Here is a 23,086-nt window from a genome sequence, read left to right as displayed (position 1 = left end):
ACGTTCAGGCCGCCAAACTGTGAACGCCGGCGCCGCGCAGCAGTTCCGCGAGGTGCTTGCGGGCATAGAACATGCGCGTCTTCACCGTGCTCTGCGGGATGCCGATGATCTGGCCGACCTCTTCGACCGACTTCTCATGGTAGTAGATCAGGGTGATGATCTCGCGATGGGCCGGCGACAGCTTGGCGACGCAGGCGCGCAGGATCGCGCTGGTCGTGGAACGCTCGAGCGAGGTCTCCGGCGTATCGCTGTCGTCGGCGATCTCGCGCACCTCGTCCTGGTCGATGTCCTCGAAGCGGCGCTGGCGCAGCGCGGTCAGTGCCTTGAAGCGGGCAATCGACAGCAGCCAGGTCGAGACCTGCGAACGGCCCTCGAACTGCTTGGCGGTACGCCAGACGTCCAGGAACACCTGGCTGACCAGGTCCTCGGCGATCGTGGTGTCGCGGACGATGCGCAGGATGAAGCGATAGACCCGCACATTGTGCCGCGCATAAAGCGTGTGCATCGCGGTGCGATCGCCATCGGCAATGCTCTCCAGGAGCATGTCGTCCGTGGTCGCCTGGGCCGCGATGATGCCCTGGCTGGCTGCGGAATTGATGGCAACGACGTTCTGCATGGCGCTCTCCCGTTCCGCCGCCCCCTTGCGGCGTTTCGACGGGTGGGATTGTTAAGGAGTGCCGGTTTCGGGACGTCTGCACCAAAACAGGAAAATGGTTTCGTCGCCTGGCAGAAATGTTTCGTCGCACCGCACATCGCGAAACAGTCGTGGCGGAATTGTGCCTTATTCCGAGCTGGGGGAATTCAGGTTCCAGAAAATGGGAGTGCCGGGCGGGTCGCTCGCGGGCACGAAGCGTCCTTTCGGCCGATCTCAGGCCTTGTCGCCTGCCGGCGAAAACAGGTAGCCGCCGCCGCGAATGGTCCTGATCACGGCCGGCTTGGTCGGATCCGGCTCGATCTTGCGGCGGATTCGCATGATTCGCAGGTCTACGGCGCGGTCGAACGCTTCGGCATCCCTGGCATTGGCGAGCTCCAGCAGCCGCTCGCGCGACAGCACCCGCTTCGGGTTGGCGGCGAACACCTTGAGCAGGCCGAATTCGGACGCCGTCAGCGGATGCTCGTTGCCTTCGTCGTCGCGCAGCGCCTGGGCGTCCAGATCGAGCCATTTGGTGCCGAACCGGACCAGTTGCGGGTCCTGGGCCTTGACGGCTGCGGGTTCGCTGAGCGCGGCCGCTGCGGCGGCCTTGGCAGGGACGCTGCGGCGCAGGACGGAGCGGATACGGGCCATCAATTCGCGCAATTCGCACGGCTTGGCGACGTAGTCGTCGGCGCCGAGCTCGAGGCCGACCACGCGGTCGATCGGGCTGGCGGTCGCCGTCAGCATGATGACCGGGATGTTGGTACGGCCCTTGAGGTCGCGGATGATCGACAATCCGTCCTCTTCGGGCATGTTGAGGTCGAGCACCACGAGATCGGCGGGGCCGGTCTCGATGGCGCTGCGCAGGCTCTTGCCGCCATCGCACAGCGTCACGGTGAAACCGTGCATCTTGAGGTAATCGCCCACCATCTCGCGGGCAGGCGCCTCGTCGTCGACGATGATGATGTGCTGGCTCTGACTCATGACAATTCGGCCGCAGGAAGTGTGATGGTGAAGGTTGACCCCGATCCCGGCCCATCGCTCTTGGCCGTTACCTCGCCACCATGCATGTCGACGATGCGTTTGACAATCGACAGGCCGAGCCCGGTCGAGCTCTCGCCGGCGGTCGGTTTGGCCGACAGCCGCTGGAAGCGGCCGAACAGCCGCCCGAGATCTTCCGGCGACAGCCCCGCCCCCTGGTCGGTGATGCCGATGATCGTGTTGTCGCCATCGCCGCCGACATTCACGCCGATCCGGCCGCCGATCGGGCTGTACTTGATGGCGTTGCTGAGGAGATTGTCGATCGCCTCGCGGATGCGGTCGATGTCGCACATGGTCGGCAGTTGCGGCGGCGCTGCGACCGCGATGATTTGCTGCTTGTTGAGCGCCAGCGGCTGGTTGGCTTCGACCACCTCGCGGACCAGGGCTGCGATGTCGACCGGCTCGCGGCGGATGGTGATGTCGAACGCATCGGCCATCGCGTCCGAGATCAGATGGTCGACCATCGAAGTCAGCCGCCTGGCGGCGTCACGAATGTGTCCGACCTGGCTGGTGATGCCCTCGGCTGAAGCGCCGGTCGCGATCAGCTCGGTCAGCATCTCGGTGCGGCCGAGGATGACGCCAAGCGGATTCTTCAGGTCGTGGGCGACGGTGCCGAGGATCTCGTTCTTGAAGCCGTTGGCGCGCTGCAGCCGCAGCCACTGCGCCGACAGCCGCCGATTGGCCTGCATCAGCGCGCGGGTGCGCTGGGCGACGCGGTCCTCGAGCTGGGTGTTGGCCTCGTGCAGCTGCTGATACAGGATCACGTTGTCGAACGCGATCGACAGCCGGCTGGAGAAGATCTCGACCAGCGAGCGGTCGGTCTCGGACAGCGGCCGCTCCGCCTGCAGCAGCACCACGACCTCCCGGCCGGAGCCCGTGCGGACATAGAGCACCGTGCGGTGGTCGGCGAATTCGTTGCTGCGCTGGCGGAAGGCGGCCTCGACCATGTCGCGCAGCTCGGGATCGAGCGAGCGCGAGGTGACGGCGCCGGAGAAGCGGCTGTAGCAGCCGGAGCCGGCCAGCACCGAGAAGTCCTCGGTCTGGCTGCCGTCGTCGCGCAGCACCAGCATCCCGGCGCAATCGACGTTGAGCAGCGATGCGATCTGGGTCAGCACGCCCTCGGCCAGCCGCTGCATCGATTTGAAGTCGTACAGGGTCGAGGCGGCGTCGATGATGATCTCGAGGCCGCGCCTCGTCTGCACCATGCGCTCCAGCTGCTGATAGCTGCGCAGCGCCGCGGTCAGCGAGGTGAACAGCTTGTCTGCGGTGAGCTCGGTCTTGGCCTTGTAGTCGTTGATGTCGTATTGGACGATGACCCGCCGCTCCGGCGCCTGGCCGGGCTGGCCGGTGCGCAGGATGATGCGGACGGTCTCGTTCCTGATCTCGTTGCGGATGTATTCGACGAGCTCGAGGCCGGCGACGTCGGTCTCCATGATGACGTCGAGCAGCACCGCGGCGATGTCGGTGTGCTCCCGCATCAGGGTGCGGCCCTCGGCCGCCGAATAGGCGGAGAGGATTTCGAGCCCCTGGCCGTTGAGGCTGTAGTCCGACAGCGCAAAGCGCGTGCCTTCGTGCACGGCATGGTCGTCGTCGATGACGGCGATCTTCCATTTCCGGGCCGAGTGGTCGTCCTCGTCGAAGCCGGTGTCGTCGATCAGGTGGAGGACATCGTCCTGTTCGGCCATTGCGTCGTTCCGTCACCCATTGCGGTCTCGGTATCGCCCTTGGCGACCCGCGGCATGATAATCCGAAAAGTCGTGCCTTGTCCCTCGCGGGATTCCAGCATCATGCGGCCGCCCAGCTGCTGCGTCACGAGATTGTAGACGATATGCAGTCCCAATCCCGTCCCGCCCTCGTTGCGGCGCGTCGTGAAGAACGGATCGAAGGCCTGGCGCTGGACGTCCGGGGTCATGCCGGCGCCGTTATCGGCGAAAATGATCTCGATGTCATCTGTGCCACGCGGCCGCGCGGTGATCGAGATGGTCCCCGAGCGGCCGTCGGCAAAGGCGTGGTTGACGGCATTGAGGAACAGGTTGGTCAGGATCTGGCCGTAGAAGCCGGGATAGCCGTCGATGAAAAGTCCCTCGGGGACATCGACCGAGAGCGTGATCGGGGCGCGCTTGAGCACCGGCTTCAGGCTGGTGATGATCTGGTCGGTCGCCTCGCTCAGCACGAACGCCCGCCGCTCCGCATGCGAACGGTCGACGGCGACCTGCTTGAACGACTGGATCAGCTCGCCGGCTCGGTGCAGATTGGCGACCAGCTGCTCGGACGCGTCGCGCGAGGTGCGCACGAACTCCTCGAGCTGCGACCGGCGCAGACCGCCTTCGGGCGATCGCAGGGCTGCTTCGAACATCTCGACGCGGCGCGCGAAGCTCGAGGCCACCGTCAGGCTGATGCCGATCGGATTGTTCACCTCGTGCGCGACGCCGGCGACGAGCCCGCCGAGCGCCGCGAGCCGCTCGGCGTCGATCAGATTGCGCTGCGCGGCATTGAGTTCGAGCAGCGCGCTCTCCGCTTTTTCCTTCGACGTGCGCAGTTCGTCCTCGGTCTTGCGCTTGGCGATGGCGTTCTCGCGGAAGATCTCCACGGCGCGGGCCATCGCGCCGACCTCGTCGCGCGCCTCGGTGCCCTGGACCTTGCGGTCGTAGTCGCCCAGCGTAATGGCGCGCATCGAGGCCATGATCTGCTGCAGCGGCAGCCGGATCGACAGCGCGATCAGCACGCCGGCGGAGAGGATGATGCCGAGGAAGATCACCGCGATCGACAGCACGCGCCGCGAAATGTCGCGCAGCGTCCTGTCGAAGGTCGCCTGCGCCTTCTGCTCGTGCTGGCGCATCTTCACCGACAGGCCGTCGATGGCGCCGATGGTCTCGGCCTGGCTCGCATCGATGGTGTTGCGCAGCAGTTCCGTGCGGTTGCTCAACTGATCCGTGAGCTTGGCAAAGCCCGCGCGCAATGCCGCGGTCCGAGCGGACAGCCGCTGCAGCGCCAGCCGCTGCAGATCGTTGTCGGCGAGGCCCGACATCGCCGGAATGGTCTTTTCGATCGTCTCGATGTTGCGGCGTGCGTCTTCCGCGGAGGCAGGAGCGAGCGAGAGATAATAGGAGTTGGCCGCGACCAGCATCGCCGTGAAGGCTTCGCGGGATTTGCCGAGCGACGGCCAGATCTGCGCGTCACGGTGTCCGGTCGCCCCTTCGATCACCGAGTACAGCCCGGCGATGTCGCGGGCGGGGCCGAGCACCTCCTCCTCATAGGTCTTGGAGATCGTCGCCTGCAGCGCCCGCAGCTCGCCGAAGCCGTCCAGGAAGCGGACGGTGACGCGCTCCAGCTCCTCGACCGATCCCGACAGCATCGGGTCTGTCGAGGCGCGCGTCGTCAGCGTGCCCAGCACGGCTTCGCGCAGCAGCAGGATCTCGGCGAACAGCTCCGAGCTCGGCTGATTGATGTAGCGATGGATCAGGTTCTGCAGCCGGCTGGTCTCGCTTTCGAGCAGAGCCAGAACCTTGTCGGATTCGCGGACCTGGCGGACGTCGTCCCAGGCCGTGCCCAGCACCTGCGCGCCGTTCCAGATCAGTGCGGCGAGCACGATCACCACCGCCGAGTTCAAGGCAGCGATGGAGAGGATGCGCCAGCGGATCGGCACCGCCCGGAGCGCACGCACGACACGTGCCCGGCCCAGCACCGCCAGGCTGAGCGGCTGCTCGACCGATCCTCGCTGAATGGATCGCGCCACGATCGCTACCTCGGCTCGCCAAGGGGGAAAAAAACCGGGCGCGATCTGTTGCGCGCAACCAAGCTCCTGTGCGGCAGCGCGGTTCGCCGCGCCGTGGAGCGCGCGGCGCGCGATCGGACGCGGGAGGACGGCGACAGGCAGCACCACGAGCCCGCCACGGCCCGCGTCAGCATCCGCCTGGCGTCCACTCTCGAAATCGACGAAAGACGGGCGCGGTCCACAGGCAACACTTTCCCCTTGATGATGAGGTCGGCCCGGACACGAAAAGGTTCAACGCAATCCCAGCCGAGTGCTATAAGGCCATTCTGACGCTGAAGCGGTGCGCGTCAATGGTTTGCTGACAATTTGTTGCAGCTTGGGGTTGCCGGACCGTCATTTTGGTCCGATTGCGATGGCGACCCGGGCAGATTCATTGATTGAATTGGAGATGGCCTCCGGTGACGGTCTTCTTGCGTTCTCTTACCTTCGGAATCCTTGTCTGTGCGGCTCTGTCCGCCGCCACGGCCCATGCCGCGACCGAGATCATGTGGTGGCACGCGATGTCCGGTGAGCTCGGCAGGCAGGTCGACAGGCTGGCGGCCGACTTCAACGCCTCGCAGTCCGACTATCGCATCGTGCCGAGCTACAAGGGCAGCTACACGGAAACCGTGACGGCGGCCATCTTCGCGTTCCGCTCGCGCGGCCAGCCGGCCATCGTGCAGGTCAACGAGATCGCGACCGCGACGATGACGGCGGCGAAGGGCGCGATCTATCCCGTCTTCGAACTGATGCGCGACGAGCAGGAGAGCTTTTCGCCATCCGCCTATCTGCCCGTGGTCGCGGGCTACTATGCCGACGCCGACGGCAACATGCTGTCGTTCCCGTTCAATGCCTCGACGCCGATCCTGTACTACAACAAGGACCAGTTTCGTGCGGCCGGGCTCGATCCCGCGGTGGCGCCGAAGACCTGGCCGGAGCTTGGAGACGCTGCCAGGCGGCTGCGCGACAACGGCGTTGCCTGCGGCTTCACCACGTCCTGGCCGGCCTGGATCCACGTCGAGAATTTCTCGGCCTTCCACAATCTGCCGATCGCCACCCGCGCCAACGGCTTCACCGGCCTGGACGCCGTGTTGACCGTCAACAATCCGCAGGTCACCCGCCACATCGCCCAACTGGCGGAATGGCAGAAGAGCAGGCTGTTCGACTATGGCGGACGCGGTCAGGCGGCTGAGCCGCTTTTTCAGAACGGCGAGTGCGGCATCTTCATCGGCTCCTCGGCGACGCGTGCCGACATCAAGGCGAATTCGAAGTTCGAGGTGGGTTACGGCATGATGCCGTACTGGCCCGACGTTGGCGGTGCGCCGCAGAATTCGATCATCGGCGGCGCGACGCTGTGGGTGCTGCGCGGTCGCCCGGCCGCAGAGTACAAGGGCGTCGCCAAGTTCTTCGCCTATCTGTCGCGACCCGACATTCAGGCCGCCTGGCACCAGAACACGGGCTATCTGCCGATCACACGCGCCGCGTTCGATCTGACGCGCGCGCAAGGGTTCTACGATCGCACGCCGGGAGCCGCGATCTCGATCGAGCAGGTCACGCTGCATCCGCCGACCGAGCATTCGCGCGGGCTCCGGCTCGGCTCGTTCGTGCTGATCCGTGACGCGATCGAGGACGAGATGGAGCAGGCCTTCAGCGGCCGCAAGCCGGCCCAGGCGGCACTCGATGCCGCCGTCGAACGCGGCAACCGGCTGCTGCGCCAGTTCGAGCGCGCGAGCCCCGACCGTTGAACATGGCATTGCCCTCAGTTGCGGGAAGTGCCGAGCTGCAGTGCCTGCGTGCCGATACGGCGCGCTGGCTGCCGGCCGCCTCCGACATTGCTCGCGGTCATGGCTACGACGAGGCCCCGCCGGTGCCGTTCGCCACGGGCACCAATCTCGTGGCTGCGCTGAATGGTGAGCTGATCCTGAAGATCTTCCCGCCGTTCCTCCGGCGTCAGTTTGTCTCCGAGCGGACGACGCTGCGCGTGCTGGCCGGGGGCGTCGGTGGTGTCAGAACCCCGGAGCCGCGCCACGAGGGGGAGCGCGACGGCTGGTCCTATCTGATCATGACCCGGCTCGACGGCGTTCCGGCTTCGGATGTCTGGGGGCAGATGCCGGAGCAGAACAAGCAGACCTTGCTCGGCGAGATCGGTCGCCTGATCGCCGCCGTGCAGCGCGTCCCGCCCGGTGAGTTGCTCGCGCTCGATCCGCGCTGGCTGGATTTCTTGCAGAAGCAGACGGCCGGATGCCATGCGCGCCACCAGCGGCTCGGCCTGCCTGCGGCGCTGCTCGCCCAGCTTGACGATGTCCTGCAGGAGGCCTCGGCCTTGCTGCCGTCGAATCCGCCCTTGGTCATCCTGACCGGCGAGTACATTCCGGAGAATTTCCTCGTCGCGCGCAGCGGCGATGGCTGGCATGTGAGCGGCCTGTTCGACTTCGGCGACGTCATGACCGGTTTTGGCGAATACGACCTGCTCGGACCGAGCGCCTTCATGGCGGCAGGCCGTCCCGGGCGCGTCCGCGCGCTGCTCGAAGGTTATGGATTTGCAGCGACGGACATCACCTGGCAACTGAAGCGACGACTGCTGGCGCTGATGCTGCTGCATCAGGCCAGCGATCCCCTCCGGCACATCTGCATTCCGGATTGGGCGGCCCGGGTCAGCAGCTTCGACGATCTGCAGGCGCTGATCTGGCCGGACTGACCAGGTTCATCAGCCCTTGGTCTGGATCAGCTTGGCCGCACGCGCGAGCACGTCGGAGACGGCGGCCAATCCTGATCCTGCTCCGGCGCCGCCACCCCAGCCGGCGACATAGCCGCCGCCCAGCGCCCGCACCTTCGCCAGCGCGCTCGTGATCAGCGCCCGGCACTGCGTGACGGCGGACAGCGCCTGTGCCTTGCTCGTCGCAGCCCGCAGCTTGGCTGCCGCGTTGCTGAGCGCGCGGCGCGTCTCCGGCACACCAGGCGCGGTGATGTCGTTGCTCAATTTGTCCAGGACATTGGCGACGCAGTCGTAGAGCGCTTTGCCGGTGTTGGCGGCGCAGGCGGACAGGCCGCCATTGGCCGTCATCGCTGCGGCGGCCATTCCGGCGTCCGCGCGCGCCGGAGGGCTGCCAAATGCGGTGACGCCCATGACGATGAGCAGCAGCGCGAGCGATCTGATCGAACGAAGCTGTCGCCGAAGCACGATCGTTGCGATCTCCACCGGCTCAGCCCTTGCTCTGGATCAGCTGGATGGCGCGCGACAGCACGCCCGAGATCGCGCTCACGCCGGCATAATCGCCACCGACGGCACGAGCTCGTTGGATCAAGGCGGATATGGCCGCCTTGCAGCGCGCAAGAGCGGAGATGGCCTGCGTCTTGGAATTGGCGGCGCGCAGCCCCTCGGAGGCCGCCTGCAATGCGCGATGCGTCTCCGGGACATTGATGGATGCGATGCGGGAGTTCAGCCGGTCAAGGACGTCGGCGACGCAGTTGTAAAGGTCTTTGCCCTTGTTGTTTCCGCAGGCGCCGAGTCCGCCGACGGCCTCGTTGGACGCGGCGATCAAGGCGGCTGATGCCATGGCCGGTCGCGCCGGCAGGGCGCCGACGAGCATGACCAGCGCCAGCATCGCCATGAGCAGCCAACGCCTCGATTGTGTCGTGGATCTGCCGGCCGCCGTCTCGAAAATACCGCCGATCGTCATGTCGTCCCCATGTGTTTCGCCGCGTTCACGGAGCGGCTGATGGCGTGATCGCGTTGCCCACGAGGAATTCGCACGGCACCGTCGCCATCTTCGGATCTCCCTTGAGCGCAAATAGTCGCTCCCACTGTGATCTACGGCACACAACGCCGCTTGGGGCATCCTCGACGATCACGACAGCATAGAGCCGGTCGCGCTTTTCGAACGCCTTGAGGCTGGTGTCGTCGGGAAAGGTCTGCAGCAGCGTCAGGATACCGTGGCCGCTGTCATTGTCGGCGGCGATTCCGGCGATGCCGCTGACCATGCGCGGCTTGCCGTTCTCGATTGACGTGCTGATGAAGACGCCTTCAGCGACGGTGCTGCGCAAGATCTTCTGCTTGATGAAATCCGGACCAAGTTCGGGACTTGTCCGCAGCTTGTTCTTCAAGGTGGCGGAGAAGAAAAGTTTGTCGGTGCCGCCTTGGAAGACGATCGTGGTGCCCTCCGGACCGCCGGCCAGCAGGTTCTGGAATTCACGGCCGCTCAGAACCTCGGCAGCAGCCGGAGCGCTGCAAACAAGGAGACCGATCAGGAGGATGACGGAAGACCGCGACATCGGGAGCGTTGCGCGAGGGATGAGAACAAACGGAAACACACAGCCGGACCGCCGTCAATTCGATGACGGTGGTGGGCTGCCGCCGCTTCGTTATAATGCGAACATGCAAACAGTATTTTTTCGGCGGGCGGCGAGGCACATTGCGGATCTCATCCTGCTTGTCCCGCTCCTCGTTCTTGCTGGGCCTGGCGCGAACTTGGCGGCCGAGACCCAGCGCAAGCCGGTGCCGAGCGCTGCGCCGCGCGTCGCGCTGGTCATCGGCAATGCCGCCTATTCCCGGCTGAACCCGCTCGAAAATCCCGGCAAGGACGCCGACCTGATCGCGGACAAGCTGCGACGCCTCGGCTTCGAGGTGACGCTGAAGGCAAATCGCGATCTGAAGGCCATGGGAGACGACGTCGAGGCGTTCGGGCTGGCCATCAAGCAGCGCGGACCCGACACCGTCTCCGTCTTTTATTACGCCGGGCATGGTCTGGAGAGCGACGGGATCAACTACCTCGTTCCGGTCGATGCCGACATCAAGCGCAAGGCGGACGTCGCCGGTCGGGCCGTCAGCGTCAAGCGCATTGCGGACCGGCTGGCGTCGGCTGGCAATCGCGTGAACATTCTCATCCTCGATGCCTGCCGCGACAATCCGTTTCCTGATGGCGCGGCGACAACCAATGCTCTGCTCGGCCTGGCGCCGATGGGGGCGGTGTATGGCGCCTTCATCGCCTCAGCCACCGGCTCGGGCAAGGCCGCCTTCGACGGTGAGAACGGCCACAGCCCCTACACGCTCGCGCTCGCCCAGGCGATCGGCACGCCGGGCGAAAAGCTGGAGGACGTCTTCAAGAGCGTGCGCCGCCAGGTCCGGCTGGCGACGAGCGAGCAGCAGATTCCATGGGAGTCCACCTCAATCGAAGCCGACTTCTATTTCGTGCCGCCGGCGCCGCCGCCGAGCCCGGCCGCGCAACTGCTCGCCGCGGCCACCGAGACGGACAGCCTCGCTCTGTTCGAACTGCTGGTCGACCGATTCCCCGGCAGCGAGGAAGCCGCTCGGGGACGGAGCGTTCTGGCGCAGCGCCAGCGCGCTGAGGCGAAGCAGGCCGGGGCATCCGGCGCCGGCGAGGTCTTGGCGCGGGCCCGCCAAGTGCGCACGCCCGACGCGTTCGACTTGGTGGCATCGCTGTTTCCGGATTCGCCCGAAGCAGCGGAGGCCCGCGCTTCGGCGTCGCGGCTGCGCGAAACAGCCGTGCTCGACAGCGCAGGGCCAACCTTCGAGGGGCGCGAGCTGATTTCCCGGCTTCAGGAGGAGCTGACCCGGCTCGCTTGTCTCGGCGGATCGCCGAACGGAGCATTCGATGCGCCGACGGTCGGTGGCCTGCGGCGCGCATCGCTGCTGACCGACGAGCATTATCTCTGGCACCGGCCGACCATGGCCGCGCTGCGGGCGCTAAAGAAGATCGACAGTCGGGACGGCTGTGCGCGGCAGAAGGTCGCGGCGAGCCCGCGATGCCTGCGCATCAACAACGAGGACTTTTGCCAGTAGAAGGCCATGCCGATTGGCGGAGCAGTGCGGATTTTCTGCCCATAAGTTGATCAAATTTCTCGATATGTATGCAATGAAGATTGCGGCAGCGTTGCCCGACTCCTGGAAAGTGCTTCCGCTTCAAAAGCTTGGCTCTTGCCTGCGATTGGCATGAAGCTTGCGATCATTGTTCCTGCCGGCCGTTGTCCGTGGGAGCATTTGATGAAGCGTCGTGATTTTCTGAAATCCGTATCCGGTCTTGCTGCAGGCGCCGCGCTGCCGATGGCGCCGGCGGTCATCTCCTCCGCCAAGGCCGATGCGCGGTCCGAAACGCTTCTGATCGTGTCGGAAGGCGGCCCCAACAATCTCGATATCCACGGCGTCGGCACCAACGTGCCCGGCTACGAGGTGTCTTGGAATTGCTACGACCGTCTGATCAGCCACGAGATGAAGACCGGCCCGGGCGGCGTGCCGTATTACGACCGCGACAAGTTCAAGCCCGAACTCGCCGAAGACATGACCATCAGCGACATGTCGGCGACCTTCAAGCTGCGCAAGAACGCCAAATTCCACGACGGCACGCCGGTGACGGCGAAGGACGTCAAATGGTCGCTCGACCGCGCCGTCAGCGTCGGCGGCTTCCCGACCTTCCAGATGAGCGCCGGCTCGCTCACCAAGCCCGAGCAGTTCGTCATCGTCGATGACCACACGGTGCGCGTCGACTTCCTGAAGAAGGATCGCCTGACGATCCCGGATCTCGCCGTCATCGTGCCCTGCGTCGTCAATTCGGAGCTGGTGAAGAAGAACGCCAGCGAGAAGGATCCCTGGGGCCTCGAATTCACCAAGCAGCAGACCGCGGGGTCCGGCGCCTACAAGGTGACGAAATGGACCGCCGGCACCGAAGTCATCATGGAGCGCAACGACGACTGGGTGTGCGGCCCGCTGCCGAAGATCAAGCGCGTGATCTGGCGCATGGTGCCGCAGGCCGGCAACCGCCGGGCGCTGCTGGAGCGCGGCGACGCCGACATCTCCTATGAGCTGCCGTTCAAGGATTTCCAGGAGATGAAGGCGAACGGCAAGCTCAACGTCGTGTCGCTGCCGTTCTCCAACGGCATTCAATATATCGGCATGAACGTCACCAAGCCGCCGTTCGACAATCCCAAGGTGCGGCAGGCGATGGCCTATGCCATGCCCTATCAGAAGATCATGGACGCGGTGCTGTTCGGCCTCGGCAATCCGATGTTCGGTGCGCCGGCCGACAAGGCAACCGAAGTGGCCTGGCCGCAGCCGACCAAATATTCCACCGACATGGAGAAGGCCAAGGCGCTGCTGGCGGAAGCCGGCTATGCCAATGGCTTCGAGACGACGATCTCCTTCGACCTCAACTTCGCGCAGGTCAACGAGCCCCTGTGCGTCCTGGTGCAGGAGAGCCTCGCCCAGCTCGGCATCAAGACCACGATCAACAAGGTGCCCGGCGCCAACTGGCGCACCGAGCTGAACAAGAAGGAGATGCCGCTCTACACCAACGTGTTCTCGGGCTGGCTCGATTATCCCGAGTATTTCTTCTACTGGTGCTATCACGGCAACAATTCCGTGTTCAACACGATGAGCTACAAGTCGCCGGCGATGGACAAGCTCATCGACGGCGCCCGCGATGCCGCCGCGACCGGCGACAAGGCGACCTACGATTCCGACGTGAAGGGCTTCGTCGATCTCGCCTTCGCCGAGGTGCCGCGCATCCCGCTGTATCAGCCGTTCGTCAACGTCGCGATGCAGAAGAACATCTCCGGCTATCAGTACTGGTTCCACCGTCGGCTGGATTATCGCGCACTGGTGAAGGGGTGAGATGGGCGAGTAGCGAATGGCGAGTAGGGAATAGCGAGGTGAAGGTGTGAACGTTCATGATGGATGCCCAGGTGAGGGCTACTATTCGCTACTCGCCACTCGCTATTCGCCGGCGCACCGCGAGGAGCGCCTGGCATGATCGCCCTCATCGCCAAGCGCCTCGCCTTCGCCATTCCCTCGCTGATCGGGGTCGTGATCGTCACCTTCCTGCTCACCCGCGCCTTGCCCGGCGATCCCGCGGCGTATTTCGCCGGTCCCGCCGCGACCAAGGAGGCGGTGGAGCAGATCCGCAAGAAGCTCGGCTTCGACAAGCCGCTGGTCGAGCAGTTCTTCCGCTACACCGTCGACCTCGCGCATGGTGATCTCGGCAGCTCGCTGACGACGGGCCAGCCGGTCGCCACCGAGATCCGCAACCGCCTGCCGGCCTCCGCCGAGCTCACGCTGCTCGGTCTCCTGGTCTCGGTCGCGATCGCGCTGCCGCTCGGCGTGCTCGCCGCGACGCGGCCGGGAGCATGGATCGACCACACCTGCCGCGTCGTCACCACGGCGGGCGTCTCGCTGCCGGTGTTCTTCACCGGGCTGGTGCTGGTCTATGTGTTCTATTTCCGGCTCGGCTGGTCGCCGGCGCCGCTCGGCCGGCTTGACGTGTTCTACAGCGCGCCGAACAATGTGACCGGCTTCTATCTGATCGACACGCTGATCGCCGGTGATGGCGAGGCATTCCGCTCGGCGTTGAGCCAACTGATTCTGCCCGCGGCGACCCTGGCGATCTTCTCGCTGGCGCCGATCGCGCGCATGACGCGGGCCTCGATGCTGTCGGTGTTGTCCTCTGAGTTCGTTCGCACGGCGCGCGCGTCAGGCTTGTCGCCCTCGACCGTCACGGTGACCTACGCGTTCCGCAACGCGATGCTGCCGGTCATCACCACGCTGTCGATGGTGTTCTCCTTCCTGCTCGGCGCCAATGTGCTGGTCGAGAAGGTGTTCGCCTGGCCAGGCATCGGCTCCTACGCGGTCGAGGCGCTGATCGCCTCCGACTTCGCGCCGGTGCAGGGCTTCGTGCTGACGATGGCCATCATGTACGTCGTCCTCAACCTCGTCATCGACATTCTCTATGGCGTCATCGACCCCCGTGTGAGGCTGGAAGGATGAGCACTGTCGCGCCGACCCTCGAACCCGCCGCCTCCGCCCGCACGTCCGGCCTCATGGCCCTGATCGGCCACACGCGCTATGTGCTCGCCGAGAACAAGGTCACGGGCTTTGCCGTTGGGCTGCTGGTCGTGATCCTGTTCGCGGCGATCTTCGGGCCGTGGATCGTGCCCTATGATCCGTTGGCCAGCGACACCGCCTCGGCGCTGAAGCCGCCGTCGGCGGCGCACTGGTTCGGCACCGACCAGCTCGGCCGCGACATCTTCAGCCGCGTCGTGGTCGCGACCCGGCTCGATACGTTCATTGCGGTTGCGTCCGTGGCGCTGGTGTTCTTCATGGGCGGCCTTGCCGGTGTCGCCGCCGGCTTCTTCGGAGGCTGGACCGACCGCATCGTCGGCCGTATCGCCGATACGATCATGGCGTTTCCGCTGTTCGTGCTGGCGATGGGCATCGTCGCTGCGCTGGGCAACACCGTGCAGAACATCATCATCGCCACCGCGATCGTGAACTTCCCGCTCTATGCCCGCGTCGCGCGCGCCGAGGCCAATGTCCGCCGCAATGCCGGCTTCGTCCAGGCAGCGCGTCTGTCGGGCAACAGCGAGATGCGCATTCTGCTCGGCCACATCCTGCCCAACATCATGCCGATCATGATCGTGCAGATGTCGCTCACCATGGGCTACGCCATCCTCAATGCCGCGGGCCTCTCCTTCATCGGGCTCGGCGTGCGGCCGCCGACGGCCGAATGGGGCATCATGGTCGCCGAGGGCGCGTCCTTCATGGTGTCGGGCGAATGGTGGATCGCGCTGTTTCCCGGTCTCGCGCTGATGATCGCCGTGTTCTGCTTCAATCTGCTCGGCGACGGTCTGCGCGACATCGTCGATCCGCAGCGCAGGACGTGAGGCGATGAGCAATAGGACCGCAGTCGGAGCTCTCTTAACCTCTCCCCGCTTGCGGGGAGAGGTCGGATTGCATCGAAGATGCAATCCGGGTGAGGGGGTACAGGTCTCAACATTTTGCACTGATCGGGCGTCTGCCCCTCACCCCAACCCTCTCAGCGCGAGCGCAGCTCGTCGCGGCCCCGTAAGAACGGGGAGAGGGAGCGCACTGAACTTGCGGAGCCATGCATGACCGCACAGCCGCTGCTCGACGTTCGTGACCTCACCGTCGAATTCTCCACCCGCCGCGGCATCGTCAAGGCGGTGCAGCATGTCGACATCTCCGTCGCCAAGGGCGAGACGCTGGCGATCGTCGGCGAGTCCGGCTCGGGCAAGTCGGTGACGTCCTACGCCGTGATGCGCATTCTCGACCGCGCCGGGCGCATCGCCGAGGGCTCGGTGATGTTCTCCGGCGTCGACGTCAAGTCGGCCGAGGAGAGCGCGATGCGCGACCTGCGCGGGCGCGAGATCTCGATGATCTTTCAGAATCCGCGCGCCGCGCTGAACCCGATCCGGAAAGTGGGCCACCAGATCGAGGATGTGCTGAAGCAGCACGCCCAGGCGGCTGCGGCCGACCGCGCCGAGAAGGCGATCGCCGCGCTCGAGCAGGTCAAGATCGCCCGTCCCCGCGAGCGCTATCACGCCTATCCGTTCGAATTGTCCGGCGGCATGTGCCAGCGCGTCGTCATCGCGCTGGCGCTGGCCTGCAATCCGCAGCTCCTGATCGCGGACGAGCCGACGACGGGACTCGACGTCACCACGCAGAAGGCGGTGATGGATCTCGTGGTCGAGCTGACCAAGAGCCGCGGCATGTCGACGATCCTGATCACGCATGACCTCGGTCTCGCGGCAGCCTATTGCGATCGCGTCGTCGTCATGGAGAAGGGCCGGGTGGTCGAGACCGCCAACGCCGCCGACATCTTCGCCAATCCGCAGCACCCTTACACGCGCAAGCTGATGCGCGCGACGCCGCGGCTCGGCGTGTCCCTCAGGGAATTGCTGCCGGAGGAGGAGACGGCTGCCACTTCAACCTCTCCCCGCTTGCGGGGAGAGGTCGGATCGCACAGCGATTCGGGTGAGGGGGCCTCACCGCGAGTCGTCCTTTCCGAGAGAGCCCCTCACCCCGACCCTCTCCCCGCAAGCGGGGAGAGGGAGAAGAAGCCGCTTCTTCTGATCGACAAGCTGGTCAAGGAATATCCCCGCCAGGGCGCCTCGGCGACGTTGTCGAAACTGTTCGGCCGGAGGCCTGCGGTCGAGCCGGACATGTTCCGCGCGGTCGACGGCATCAGCTTCACCGTCGGTCATGGCGAGAGCGTCGGCCTGGTCGGCGAATCCGGCTGCGGCAAATCGACCACGTCGATGATGGTGATGCGGCTGCTCGACCAGACCTCGGGCCGCATCAGCTTCGATGGCGAGGAGATCGGCAACATTCTGCCGCAGGCGTTTGCGCGGCTGCCGCAGCGCAGCCGCATCCAGATGGTGTTTCAGGATCCGACCGACAGCCTCAATCCGCGCTTCACCGCCATTCGCGCCATCGCCGACCCGATCCTGCAACTGGGCGACATCAAGGGCCGCGACGCGCTTCGAGCTCGCTGCGAAGAGCTCGCGACCATGGTCGGCCTGCCGCTGAACCTGCTCGACCGCTTTCCGCACCAATTGTCCGGCGGCCAGAAGGCCCGCGTCGGCATCGCACGCGCGATTGCGCTGCACCCCAAGCTCGTCATCCTCGACGAGCCGACCGCGGCGCTCGACGTCTCCGTGCAGGCGGTCGTGCTCAATCTGCTGCAGGATCTCAAGCAGCAATTAGGCATGAGCTATCTGTTCGTCTCCCATGATTTGAATGTAGTGCGGCTATTGTGCGATCGTGTGATCGTGATGCGGTCGGGCCGAATCGTCGAGCAGGGGACGTCCGAACGTGTGCTAGGTGATCCGCAGGATGCCTATACGCGCGAGCTGCTGACCGCGATTCCGCACCCGCCGCTGCCGGCGCATTGAACGGCAGGGCTTGAGAGGACAACGGATGGCCGAGCCATTGGACGACTACATCGACGCCGTCGGGCGCGCGCTCGGCCTGCCGATCGAGGACGCTTGGCGCGCCCCGATCCGCGCCAATCTCGAGGTCTCGCTGAAGATGGCGAAGCTGGTCGACGAATTCTCCTTAGCCGATGAAGCCGAGCCCGCCAGTGTCTTCACCGCTTGATCCCGCCGACATGACCGCGAGCGCCATCGCCGCCGCGGTCGCCACCCGCAAGCTCCCGGCCGTCGAGGCCACCGACGCCGCGCTGGCGCGGATTGCAGCCCGCGATGGCGTGCTCAACGCGTTCACGGACGTCACCGCCGAGCGGGCGCGCGCGAAGGCGCGTGCCGTCGACGCCGACATCGCTGCCGGCAAGCCCGTTGGCCCGCTCGCCGGCGTGCCGTTCGCGGTGAAGAACCTGTTCGACGTCGAAGGCCTGCCCACGCGCGCCGGCTCCAAGATCAATCGTGACCGCACTCCGGCCACCCGCGATGCGACGCTGATCGCGCGCATGGAGGCCGCCGGGGCCGTGCTGGTCGGCGCGCTCAACATGGGCGAATACGCCTATGACTTCACCGGCGAGAACGTGCATGACGGCCCGTCGCGCAATCCGCATGATCCGACGCGCATGAGCGGCGGCTCGTCGGGCGGCTCGGGCAGCGCCGTCGGCAGCGGCCTGGTGCCGATCGCGCTCGGCTCGGACACCAACGGCTCGATACGCGTGCCGTCGTCGTTCTGCGGCATCTTCGGCCTGAAGCCGACCTATGGCCGGCTGTCGCGCGCGCGCTCGTTTCCGTTCGTGATGAGCCTGGATCACCTCGGCCCGTTCGCGCGCTCGGTCGAGGATCTTGCGCTCGCTTACGACGTGATGCAGGGGGCGGATGCCGATGACGCCGCGTGCACGACGCGCGCGCCCGAGCCGGTCTCCGGCCTGCTGTCGCAAGGGCTCGACGGTCTGCGTATCGCCATCGCCGGTGGTCACTTTCAGACGAATCTGTTTCCCGAGGCGGCCGAAGCCGTCAGCCGCGTTGCGACGGCGCTCAGGGCGAACGAGGTGATCGAAGTGCCGGAAGCCGCGCGTGCCCGCGCTGCCGCCTACGTCATCTCAACGACGGAAGGCGCCTCGCTGCATCTCGACCGCTTGCGCACGCGTCCCGGTGATTTCGATCCGGCCGTGCGCGACCGCCTGATTGCGGGCGCGATGATTCCGGCGCCGATGGTCGACCGCGCGCAGAAGTTTCGTCGCTGGTATCGCGCGAAGGTGCTGGAGCTGTTCAAGTCGGTCGATGTGCTGATTGCGCCCGCGACGCCGTGCGTTGCGCCGAAGCTCGGCCAGGCGACGTTCGTGCTCGATGGCGTGGAGCTGCCGGTGCGGGCGAATATCGGTATTCATACCCAGCCGATCTCGTTCATCGGACTCCCCGTCGTCGCTGTTCCGATTCCGCTGGAGCCGATGCCCATCGGTGTGCAGATCATCGCTGCACCCTGGTGCGAACATGTCGCATTGCGTGTGGCCCACGCCTTGCAACAGCTTGGTGTCGCCGCTGCGCCGGCCCCGAGAGGAGTTCTGGAGAATGGAAGTCGATCTGCCTGACGTCGTTGCCGAGGTCACGGCGCAGTTCCAGCGCTATGAACAGGCGCTGGTCGGCAACGATGTCGCCGTGCTCGATGAGCTGTTCAAGCAGGACTCCCGCACGCTGCGCTATGGGATCGGAGAAAATCTCTACGGCTATGGCGAGATCGCGGCCTTTCGCGCCGCGCGCTCGCCGGCCGGTTTGATGCGTCGCACTGCGCGCACCGTGATCACGACCTATGGCCGCGACACCGCGGTTGCCTCCACGCTGTTCTATCGCGATACCGCGCCCGGCAAGGTCGGGCGCCAGATGCAGACCTGGGTCCGGTTTCCGGAGGGGTGGAGAATCGTGGCCGCCCATGTCAGCATCATCGACGAAGCAAAAGGCGGCTGAGGCATGAGCCTGGACGATCTCCCGCCGCGGACACGCGCGCGGGTCCTCCGTGAATCCGATGTGCAGCGCACCGATCGCGCGCCGCCGGCGGTGGCGAAGATCACGCGCGCCGAGGAGTTGCGCCTGCAGCTTGCCGACGACATCGTGCGCGGCACGCTGGCGCCCGGCGCGCCGCTCGACGAGACCGAGATCGCCAAGCGCTTCAACGTCTCGCGCACGCCGGTGCGCGAGGCGCTGCGGCAGCTTGCGGCGTCCGGCCTGATCGAGGCGCGCGCGCATCGCGGCGCCGTGGTGGCGCGGCCGTCGGCCGAGCGCCTCACCGGCATGTTCGAGGCGATGGCGGAGCTAGAGGGTCTGTGCGCGGGCCTTGCGGCACAGCGCATGACGCCGGTCGAGCGTCAGCGGCTGGAAGCCATTCATGACGAGCTGCGCACGCTCAGCCACGCCGGCAACCCCGAGCGCTTCCACGAGGTGAACGAGCGCTTTCACAACGCGATCTATGCCGGCGCGCACAACGCCTATATCGCCGAGATCACCTTGGCGACGCGGGTCCGCGTGCAGCCGTTCCGCCGCGCCCAGTTCCGCAATCTCGGCCGCCTCGCCAAGTCGCATGCCGAGCATGATCGCGTCGTGGTCGCCATCCTGCGCGGCGACAAGGTCGGCGCGGCGGGCGCCATGAAAGCCCATATCGAACTGGTCCGCGGCGAGTACGAGATCTACGCAGTGTCGGTGTAGTTCTTCGTTCGAAGGGTGGGCAAAGCAGCCGCCGTCAGGCGGCAGCGTGGCCACCGGCTGTCAGATACAGCGCCCTCTCCCCTTGTGGGAGAGGGCATGTAGGACAGAGCGGCAAGCTCGGTTGGGTGAGGGGTCTCTTTCCACGAGCGTCGCCGGCGGAGAAATACTCCTCACCCAACCGCGTTTGTTGAGAGGCCACACATGCCCTCTCCCACAAGGGGAGAGGGCGCATCAATGAGCACCGCACTTATCTTCCGACGATCATGAGCGGTGATGAGCTTATTAGTTGCTAAGACTTCGCCGTGATCGCAATGACGAGAGCTCTCAGCCCTTCTGCGCCATGTAGGCGCGCCAGCCGCCGAACTCGGAGATGTCACGCGCGCCTTCGAGCGCGGCGGGCTCGACGAGGAAGCCCTTTGCCGTGCGGCCGTCGGCGAGCCGGATCGTGCCGATCGACAGCGGCGGTGGAATCAAGTCGACGAACTTGCCGAAGCTGGCCGCCGACAGTGCCCAGAGCTCGACCGCCATCGCGCTCCCCTTGCCGTCGTCGATGCGCAGCATGCCCGGCTTGGGCGGCGTGGTCGATAGCGCATAGAGCTTGTAGTCGGGCGCGGTGGTCGTCGCTACCAGCAGGCGGCCGCCGAGGCTCGTCAACTCGTGGTTCAACGCCATGCCGGAGAGATGCGCGCCCACCACGACGATGGCGATCTCGTCGCCGTGCAGCGACGGTGACTCCGGCGCCAGCGCCGGCTGCGGGACGGACTTCGCGCCGACCGGCAGCGCCGTGTCCGCATGAAACGCGCGTCCGAGACTGGCGAGCGCGGCATCGCGTCCGGCCGGCGCCAGCAGCGTGATGCCGAACGGAATGCCGTCGTCGCGGATCGCGGCCGGCACGGCCAGCCCGCACAGGTCGAGCAGGTTGACGAAGTTGGTGTAGGTGCCGAGCCGGCTGTTGAGCAGGATCGGGTCGGCAAGCACCTCTGCGGTGGTGTAGGCGGTCGGCGCCGTCGGCAGCAGCAGCGCATCGACGTGCGCGAAGGTGCGCTCGGCGACCTTGCGCAGGGCCTGCAGGCGATACAGCGCAGCGAATGTGTCGGCTGCGCTGCCGCGCGCGCCGCCGATGGTGATCTCGCGCGTCACCGGATGGATCGCGTCGGGGTCGGACGCGAGGAGATCGCGGATGACGAGGTAGCGCTCGGCGACCCATGGCCCTTCATAGAGCAGCCGCGCCGTCTCGTAGAACGGCTCGAGGTCGAATTCGACGAGCTCGGCGCCGAGCTTGACGAAGCGCGCGGCGGCCGCGCCGAAGGCTGCTTCGGCGGCCTTGTCGCCGAAGAAGATCAGTTGGTCCGGGCGCGGAATGCCGAGCTTCACGCCCTGCGGGAATGTGGTCACGGCCGCCAGAGGTCGGTCGCGCGAGAACGGATCGAGCGCGTCGGGCGCCGCCATCACCGACAGCGCCGCGACGGCGTCGTCGACGGTGAGCGCAAACACCGAGATGCAGTCGAGCGTGCGGCAGGCCGGCACCAACCCTGCGGTCGAGATCATGCCGAGGCTCGGCTTCAGCCCGACGATGTTGTTGAGCATTGCCGGCACGCGGCCGGAGCCCGCCGTATCCGTTCCGAGGGAGAGCGGCACGAGACCGGCTGAGACGGCGACCGCCGAGCCGGAGCTCGACCCACCCGGGACCAGATCAGCGCGCACAGGGTTGTTCGGGATGCCGTAGGGCGAGCGCACGCCGACGAGGCCGGTGGCGAACTGGTCGAGATTGGTCTTGCCGATGATGATCGCGCCGGCCGCGCGCAGTCGCGCGACGGCCGTGGAATCCCGCGCAGGCGTATAGGCGAAGGCGGGGCAGGCCGCCGTGGTCGGCAGGCCCGCGACGTCGATGTTGTCCTTGATGGCGACGGGGACGCCGCAGAGCGGCAGCGCCGCGGTGTCCTTGGCCGCAAGGGCTTCGGCTTCGGCCAATGCGTCAGCTTCGTCGCGCAGGCTGATGAAGATGGCGGCGTCGTTGTGCGCGCGGATGCGGGCGAACGTGCGCGCGACCGTGTCCCTCGGCGTCATCAGGCCGGCGCGGTGGGCGGCGACGATCTCGGCAACGGTTTCGGTCACGCGGCGCACCGCGTCTGTCGTGAGCCCGCTCTCTCGCCTGCCATTCCCTTGCGCTCCGCGTCCGCCAATCCTGCTGCGAACGTAGCAAGGCACATGCCATTGTGTACACGGCGGGAGCGCCGATGCTGGGATGAAAATTCTTGTCTGTCAGAGGCTTGGCACGGCGCTTAGCGGGGGCTTGGCGGGCGGTGGGGCGCGCTTCTCAGCGATTTGCCCAATCGATAGGCAGTCGCGCCTCGCTACACCGAGGCCGTCTACCACCCGCGCCGCCCCGCGTCGCTGCCGCCGGTGATGCGGGCGAGTCGGGCTTCCGTCGCCGATCCCGCGCTGCGGGCGCTCCGGGACGGCGCGGAGGGTGTGCGGCTCACAGGGGGGCCACCGTAGGATGATGCGTCATCGGCGCCGCTCGGGAAGAACAGCAGCGCCACGCTCAGGCCGAGATTGATCAGCCCGCCGACCCAGGTGCCATGATGCGACGACGTGGCCGCATATTCCGGAAACCGGCCGGCGACGACGTAGTCCAGCACCATGATGGCGATCCAGGCCGGGATCACGCAGACCGGATCCCAGCCGATGTCGCGGAAACGCATCGCCTGCAGCATCAGGTTCGCGATCAGGAACAGGCCGATCATCGCGATGATCGGCCAGCCGAACGCCGCGCCCGAATTCTGTGTGGTCGCGCCCGCGAGCCCCATGACCATCACGACGGCCAGAATGGTGAAAACGGCACCGAGGCCAAGCGAGGCCAGGAAATATTGCAGCCGCCCGAGGCGCATATTGAAACCGAAGATGAATCCCAACATCCGCTTCACCCTGCCGGCCGCGCCACAGTTCACGAGGGCGCCGTCCCGATGAGGCATAGCAGGGCGAAATTGCCGCGCGCCTTCGCCGATGATTAAAAATGTAACGATCGCGCATCATGGGTTTGCCGCGCTGCGAAAGTCAGGCCGCCTGAATTTTATAGTTGCTAAAGCAACTAATCCGTGGAACGATCGAGACCGTGAAGAATGGCGGCTGCGGGATGACTGCGCCGCGAAGAAGAAGGGATGGAGACGCCATGCGCAGCCTGCTCGCCGCAGGCGCGGCAGCTCGCGCGCGCGCCGGCACGTATCCTGGGC

The 23,086-nt window shown here is 66.1% G+C and carries 20 protein-coding genes; 11 read left to right on the top strand and 9 right to left on the bottom strand.

Features of this window, described 5'->3' with window-relative positions:
• Positions 1–4 precede the first annotated feature (4 nt).
• From ACQR1B_RS05460 to ACQR1B_RS05445, 4 genes are all read right to left on the bottom strand, one after another.
• The gene (locus ACQR1B_RS05460; RefSeq protein ID WP_315801638.1) at positions 5–616 is read right to left on the bottom strand and encodes a sigma-70 family RNA polymerase sigma factor; all 612 of its coding nucleotides are present in this window, start codon (positions 614–616) and stop codon (positions 5–7) included.
• 252 nt (positions 617–868) lie between these two features.
• The gene (locus ACQR1B_RS05455; protein ID WP_434834307.1) at positions 869–1,618 is read right to left on the bottom strand and encodes a response regulator; all 750 of its coding nucleotides are present in this window, start codon (positions 1,616–1,618) and stop codon (positions 869–871) included.
• Complete coding sequence (locus ACQR1B_RS05450) at positions 1,615–3,360, bottom strand: ATP-binding response regulator (RefSeq protein WP_434834308.1); 1,746 nt, start codon at positions 3,358–3,360, stop codon at positions 1,615–1,617. Before ACQR1B_RS05450 ends, ACQR1B_RS05455 begins: the two co-directional genes overlap by 4 nt.
• Positions 3,330–5,321: an ATP-binding protein gene (locus ACQR1B_RS05445; RefSeq protein WP_434834435.1), complete on the bottom strand. Its 1,992-nt coding sequence runs from the start codon at positions 5,319–5,321 to the stop codon at positions 3,330–3,332. The genes ACQR1B_RS05450 and ACQR1B_RS05445 overlap by 31 nt, the downstream gene beginning before the upstream one ends.
• Positions 5,322–5,848: 527 nt before the next feature.
• Between ACQR1B_RS05445 and ugpB the strand changes: the two genes are divergently transcribed.
• Together ugpB and ACQR1B_RS05435 are read left to right on the top strand one after the other, a co-directional pair.
• The gene (gene ugpB / locus ACQR1B_RS05440; protein ID WP_434834309.1) at positions 5,849–7,174 is read left to right on the top strand and encodes a sn-glycerol-3-phosphate ABC transporter substrate-binding protein UgpB; all 1,326 of its coding nucleotides are present in this window, start codon (positions 5,849–5,851) and stop codon (positions 7,172–7,174) included.
• A 2-nt stretch (positions 7,175–7,176) separates the two neighbouring features.
• Positions 7,177–8,127 (top strand): phosphotransferase, encoded by a 951-nt coding sequence (locus ACQR1B_RS05435; protein WP_434834310.1) that lies wholly within the window; start codon positions 7,177–7,179, stop codon positions 8,125–8,127.
• 9 nt (positions 8,128–8,136) lie between these two features.
• On the opposite strand, the gene ACQR1B_RS05430 is transcribed toward ACQR1B_RS05435, so the two are convergent.
• The 3 genes from ACQR1B_RS05430 to ACQR1B_RS05420 all read right to left on the bottom strand — a co-directional run bounded on the left by ACQR1B_RS05430 (position 8,137) and on the right by ACQR1B_RS05420 (position 9,410).
• Positions 8,137–8,610 carry a hypothetical protein gene (locus tag ACQR1B_RS05430; protein ID WP_434834311.1) on the bottom strand — a complete coding sequence of 158 codons (474 nt, stop codon included), beginning with the start codon at positions 8,608–8,610 and terminating at the stop codon, positions 8,137–8,139.
• Between the two features lie 22 nt (positions 8,611–8,632).
• Positions 8,633–9,040 carry a hypothetical protein gene (locus tag ACQR1B_RS05425; RefSeq protein WP_434834312.1) on the bottom strand — a complete coding sequence of 136 codons (408 nt, stop codon included), beginning with the start codon at positions 9,038–9,040 and terminating at the stop codon, positions 8,633–8,635.
• 94 nt (positions 9,041–9,134) lie between these two features.
• On the bottom strand, positions 9,135–9,410 hold the full coding sequence (locus tag ACQR1B_RS05420; RefSeq protein ID WP_434834313.1) for a hypothetical protein: 276 nt from the start codon (positions 9,408–9,410) through the stop codon (positions 9,135–9,137).
• On the opposite strand from ACQR1B_RS05420, the gene ACQR1B_RS05415 reads away from it, so the two are divergent.
• The 9 genes from ACQR1B_RS05415 (at position 9,397) to ACQR1B_RS05375 (ending at position 19,853) form a co-directional block, all read left to right on the top strand.
• On the top strand, positions 9,397–11,229 hold the full coding sequence (locus ACQR1B_RS05415; RefSeq protein ID WP_434834314.1) for a caspase family protein: 1,833 nt from the start codon (positions 9,397–9,399) through the stop codon (positions 11,227–11,229). The genes ACQR1B_RS05420 and ACQR1B_RS05415 overlap by 14 nt on opposite strands.
• Positions 11,230–11,430: 201 nt before the next feature.
• Complete coding sequence (locus ACQR1B_RS05410; RefSeq protein ID WP_434834315.1) at positions 11,431–13,053, top strand: ABC transporter substrate-binding protein; 1,623 nt, start codon at positions 11,431–11,433, stop codon at positions 13,051–13,053.
• A 135-nt stretch (positions 13,054–13,188) separates the two neighbouring features.
• Complete coding sequence (locus ACQR1B_RS05405; protein ID WP_434834316.1) at positions 13,189–14,202, top strand: ABC transporter permease; 1,014 nt, start codon at positions 13,189–13,191, stop codon at positions 14,200–14,202.
• Positions 14,199–15,098, top strand: coding sequence for an ABC transporter permease (locus tag ACQR1B_RS05400; protein WP_434834317.1), 900 nt, complete (start codon positions 14,199–14,201; stop codon positions 15,096–15,098). Before ACQR1B_RS05405 ends, ACQR1B_RS05400 begins: the two co-directional genes overlap by 4 nt.
• A 225-nt stretch (positions 15,099–15,323) precedes the next feature.
• The gene (locus ACQR1B_RS05395) at positions 15,324–17,129 is read left to right on the top strand and encodes a dipeptide ABC transporter ATP-binding protein (protein ID WP_434834318.1); all 1,806 of its coding nucleotides are present in this window, start codon (positions 15,324–15,326) and stop codon (positions 17,127–17,129) included.
• Positions 17,130–17,154: 25 nt separating this feature from the next.
• Positions 17,155–17,334 carry a DUF4089 domain-containing protein gene (locus ACQR1B_RS05390; protein ID WP_434834319.1) on the top strand — a complete coding sequence of 60 codons (180 nt, stop codon included), beginning with the start codon at positions 17,155–17,157 and terminating at the stop codon, positions 17,332–17,334.
• Between the two features lie 10 nt (positions 17,335–17,344).
• Positions 17,345–18,745 carry an AtzE family amidohydrolase gene (locus ACQR1B_RS05385; RefSeq protein ID WP_434834436.1) on the top strand — a complete coding sequence of 467 codons (1,401 nt, stop codon included), beginning with the start codon at positions 17,345–17,347 and terminating at the stop codon, positions 18,743–18,745.
• Positions 18,726–19,118: an oxalurate catabolism protein HpxZ gene (gene hpxZ, locus ACQR1B_RS05380; protein ID WP_434834320.1), complete on the top strand. Its 393-nt coding sequence runs from the start codon at positions 18,726–18,728 to the stop codon at positions 19,116–19,118. Before ACQR1B_RS05385 ends, hpxZ begins: the two co-directional genes overlap by 20 nt.
• A 3-nt stretch (positions 19,119–19,121) precedes the next feature.
• On the top strand, positions 19,122–19,853 hold the full coding sequence (locus tag ACQR1B_RS05375) for a GntR family transcriptional regulator (protein WP_434834321.1): 732 nt from the start codon (positions 19,122–19,124) through the stop codon (positions 19,851–19,853).
• A 324-nt stretch (positions 19,854–20,177) separates the two neighbouring features.
• Here the strand turns inward: ACQR1B_RS05375 and atzF are convergent, their stop codons facing one another.
• Positions 20,178–21,968 carry an allophanate hydrolase gene (gene atzF / locus ACQR1B_RS05370; RefSeq protein WP_434834322.1) on the bottom strand — a complete coding sequence of 597 codons (1,791 nt, stop codon included), beginning with the start codon at positions 21,966–21,968 and terminating at the stop codon, positions 20,178–20,180.
• A 254-nt stretch (positions 21,969–22,222) separates the two neighbouring features.
• Complete coding sequence (locus ACQR1B_RS05365) at positions 22,223–22,771, bottom strand: DUF805 domain-containing protein (protein ID WP_434834323.1); 549 nt, start codon at positions 22,769–22,771, stop codon at positions 22,223–22,225.
• Between the last annotated feature and the right edge of the window lie 315 nt (positions 22,772–23,086).

Source organism: Bradyrhizobium oligotrophicum, from assembly GCF_051168495.1.
In the GTDB taxonomy this organism is placed as follows: domain Bacteria; phylum Pseudomonadota; class Alphaproteobacteria; order Rhizobiales; family Xanthobacteraceae; genus Bradyrhizobium; species Bradyrhizobium oligotrophicum_A.
Note: the sequence above shows the minus strand (reverse complement) of the source record. Positions and strands in the feature narration are given on the sequence as shown.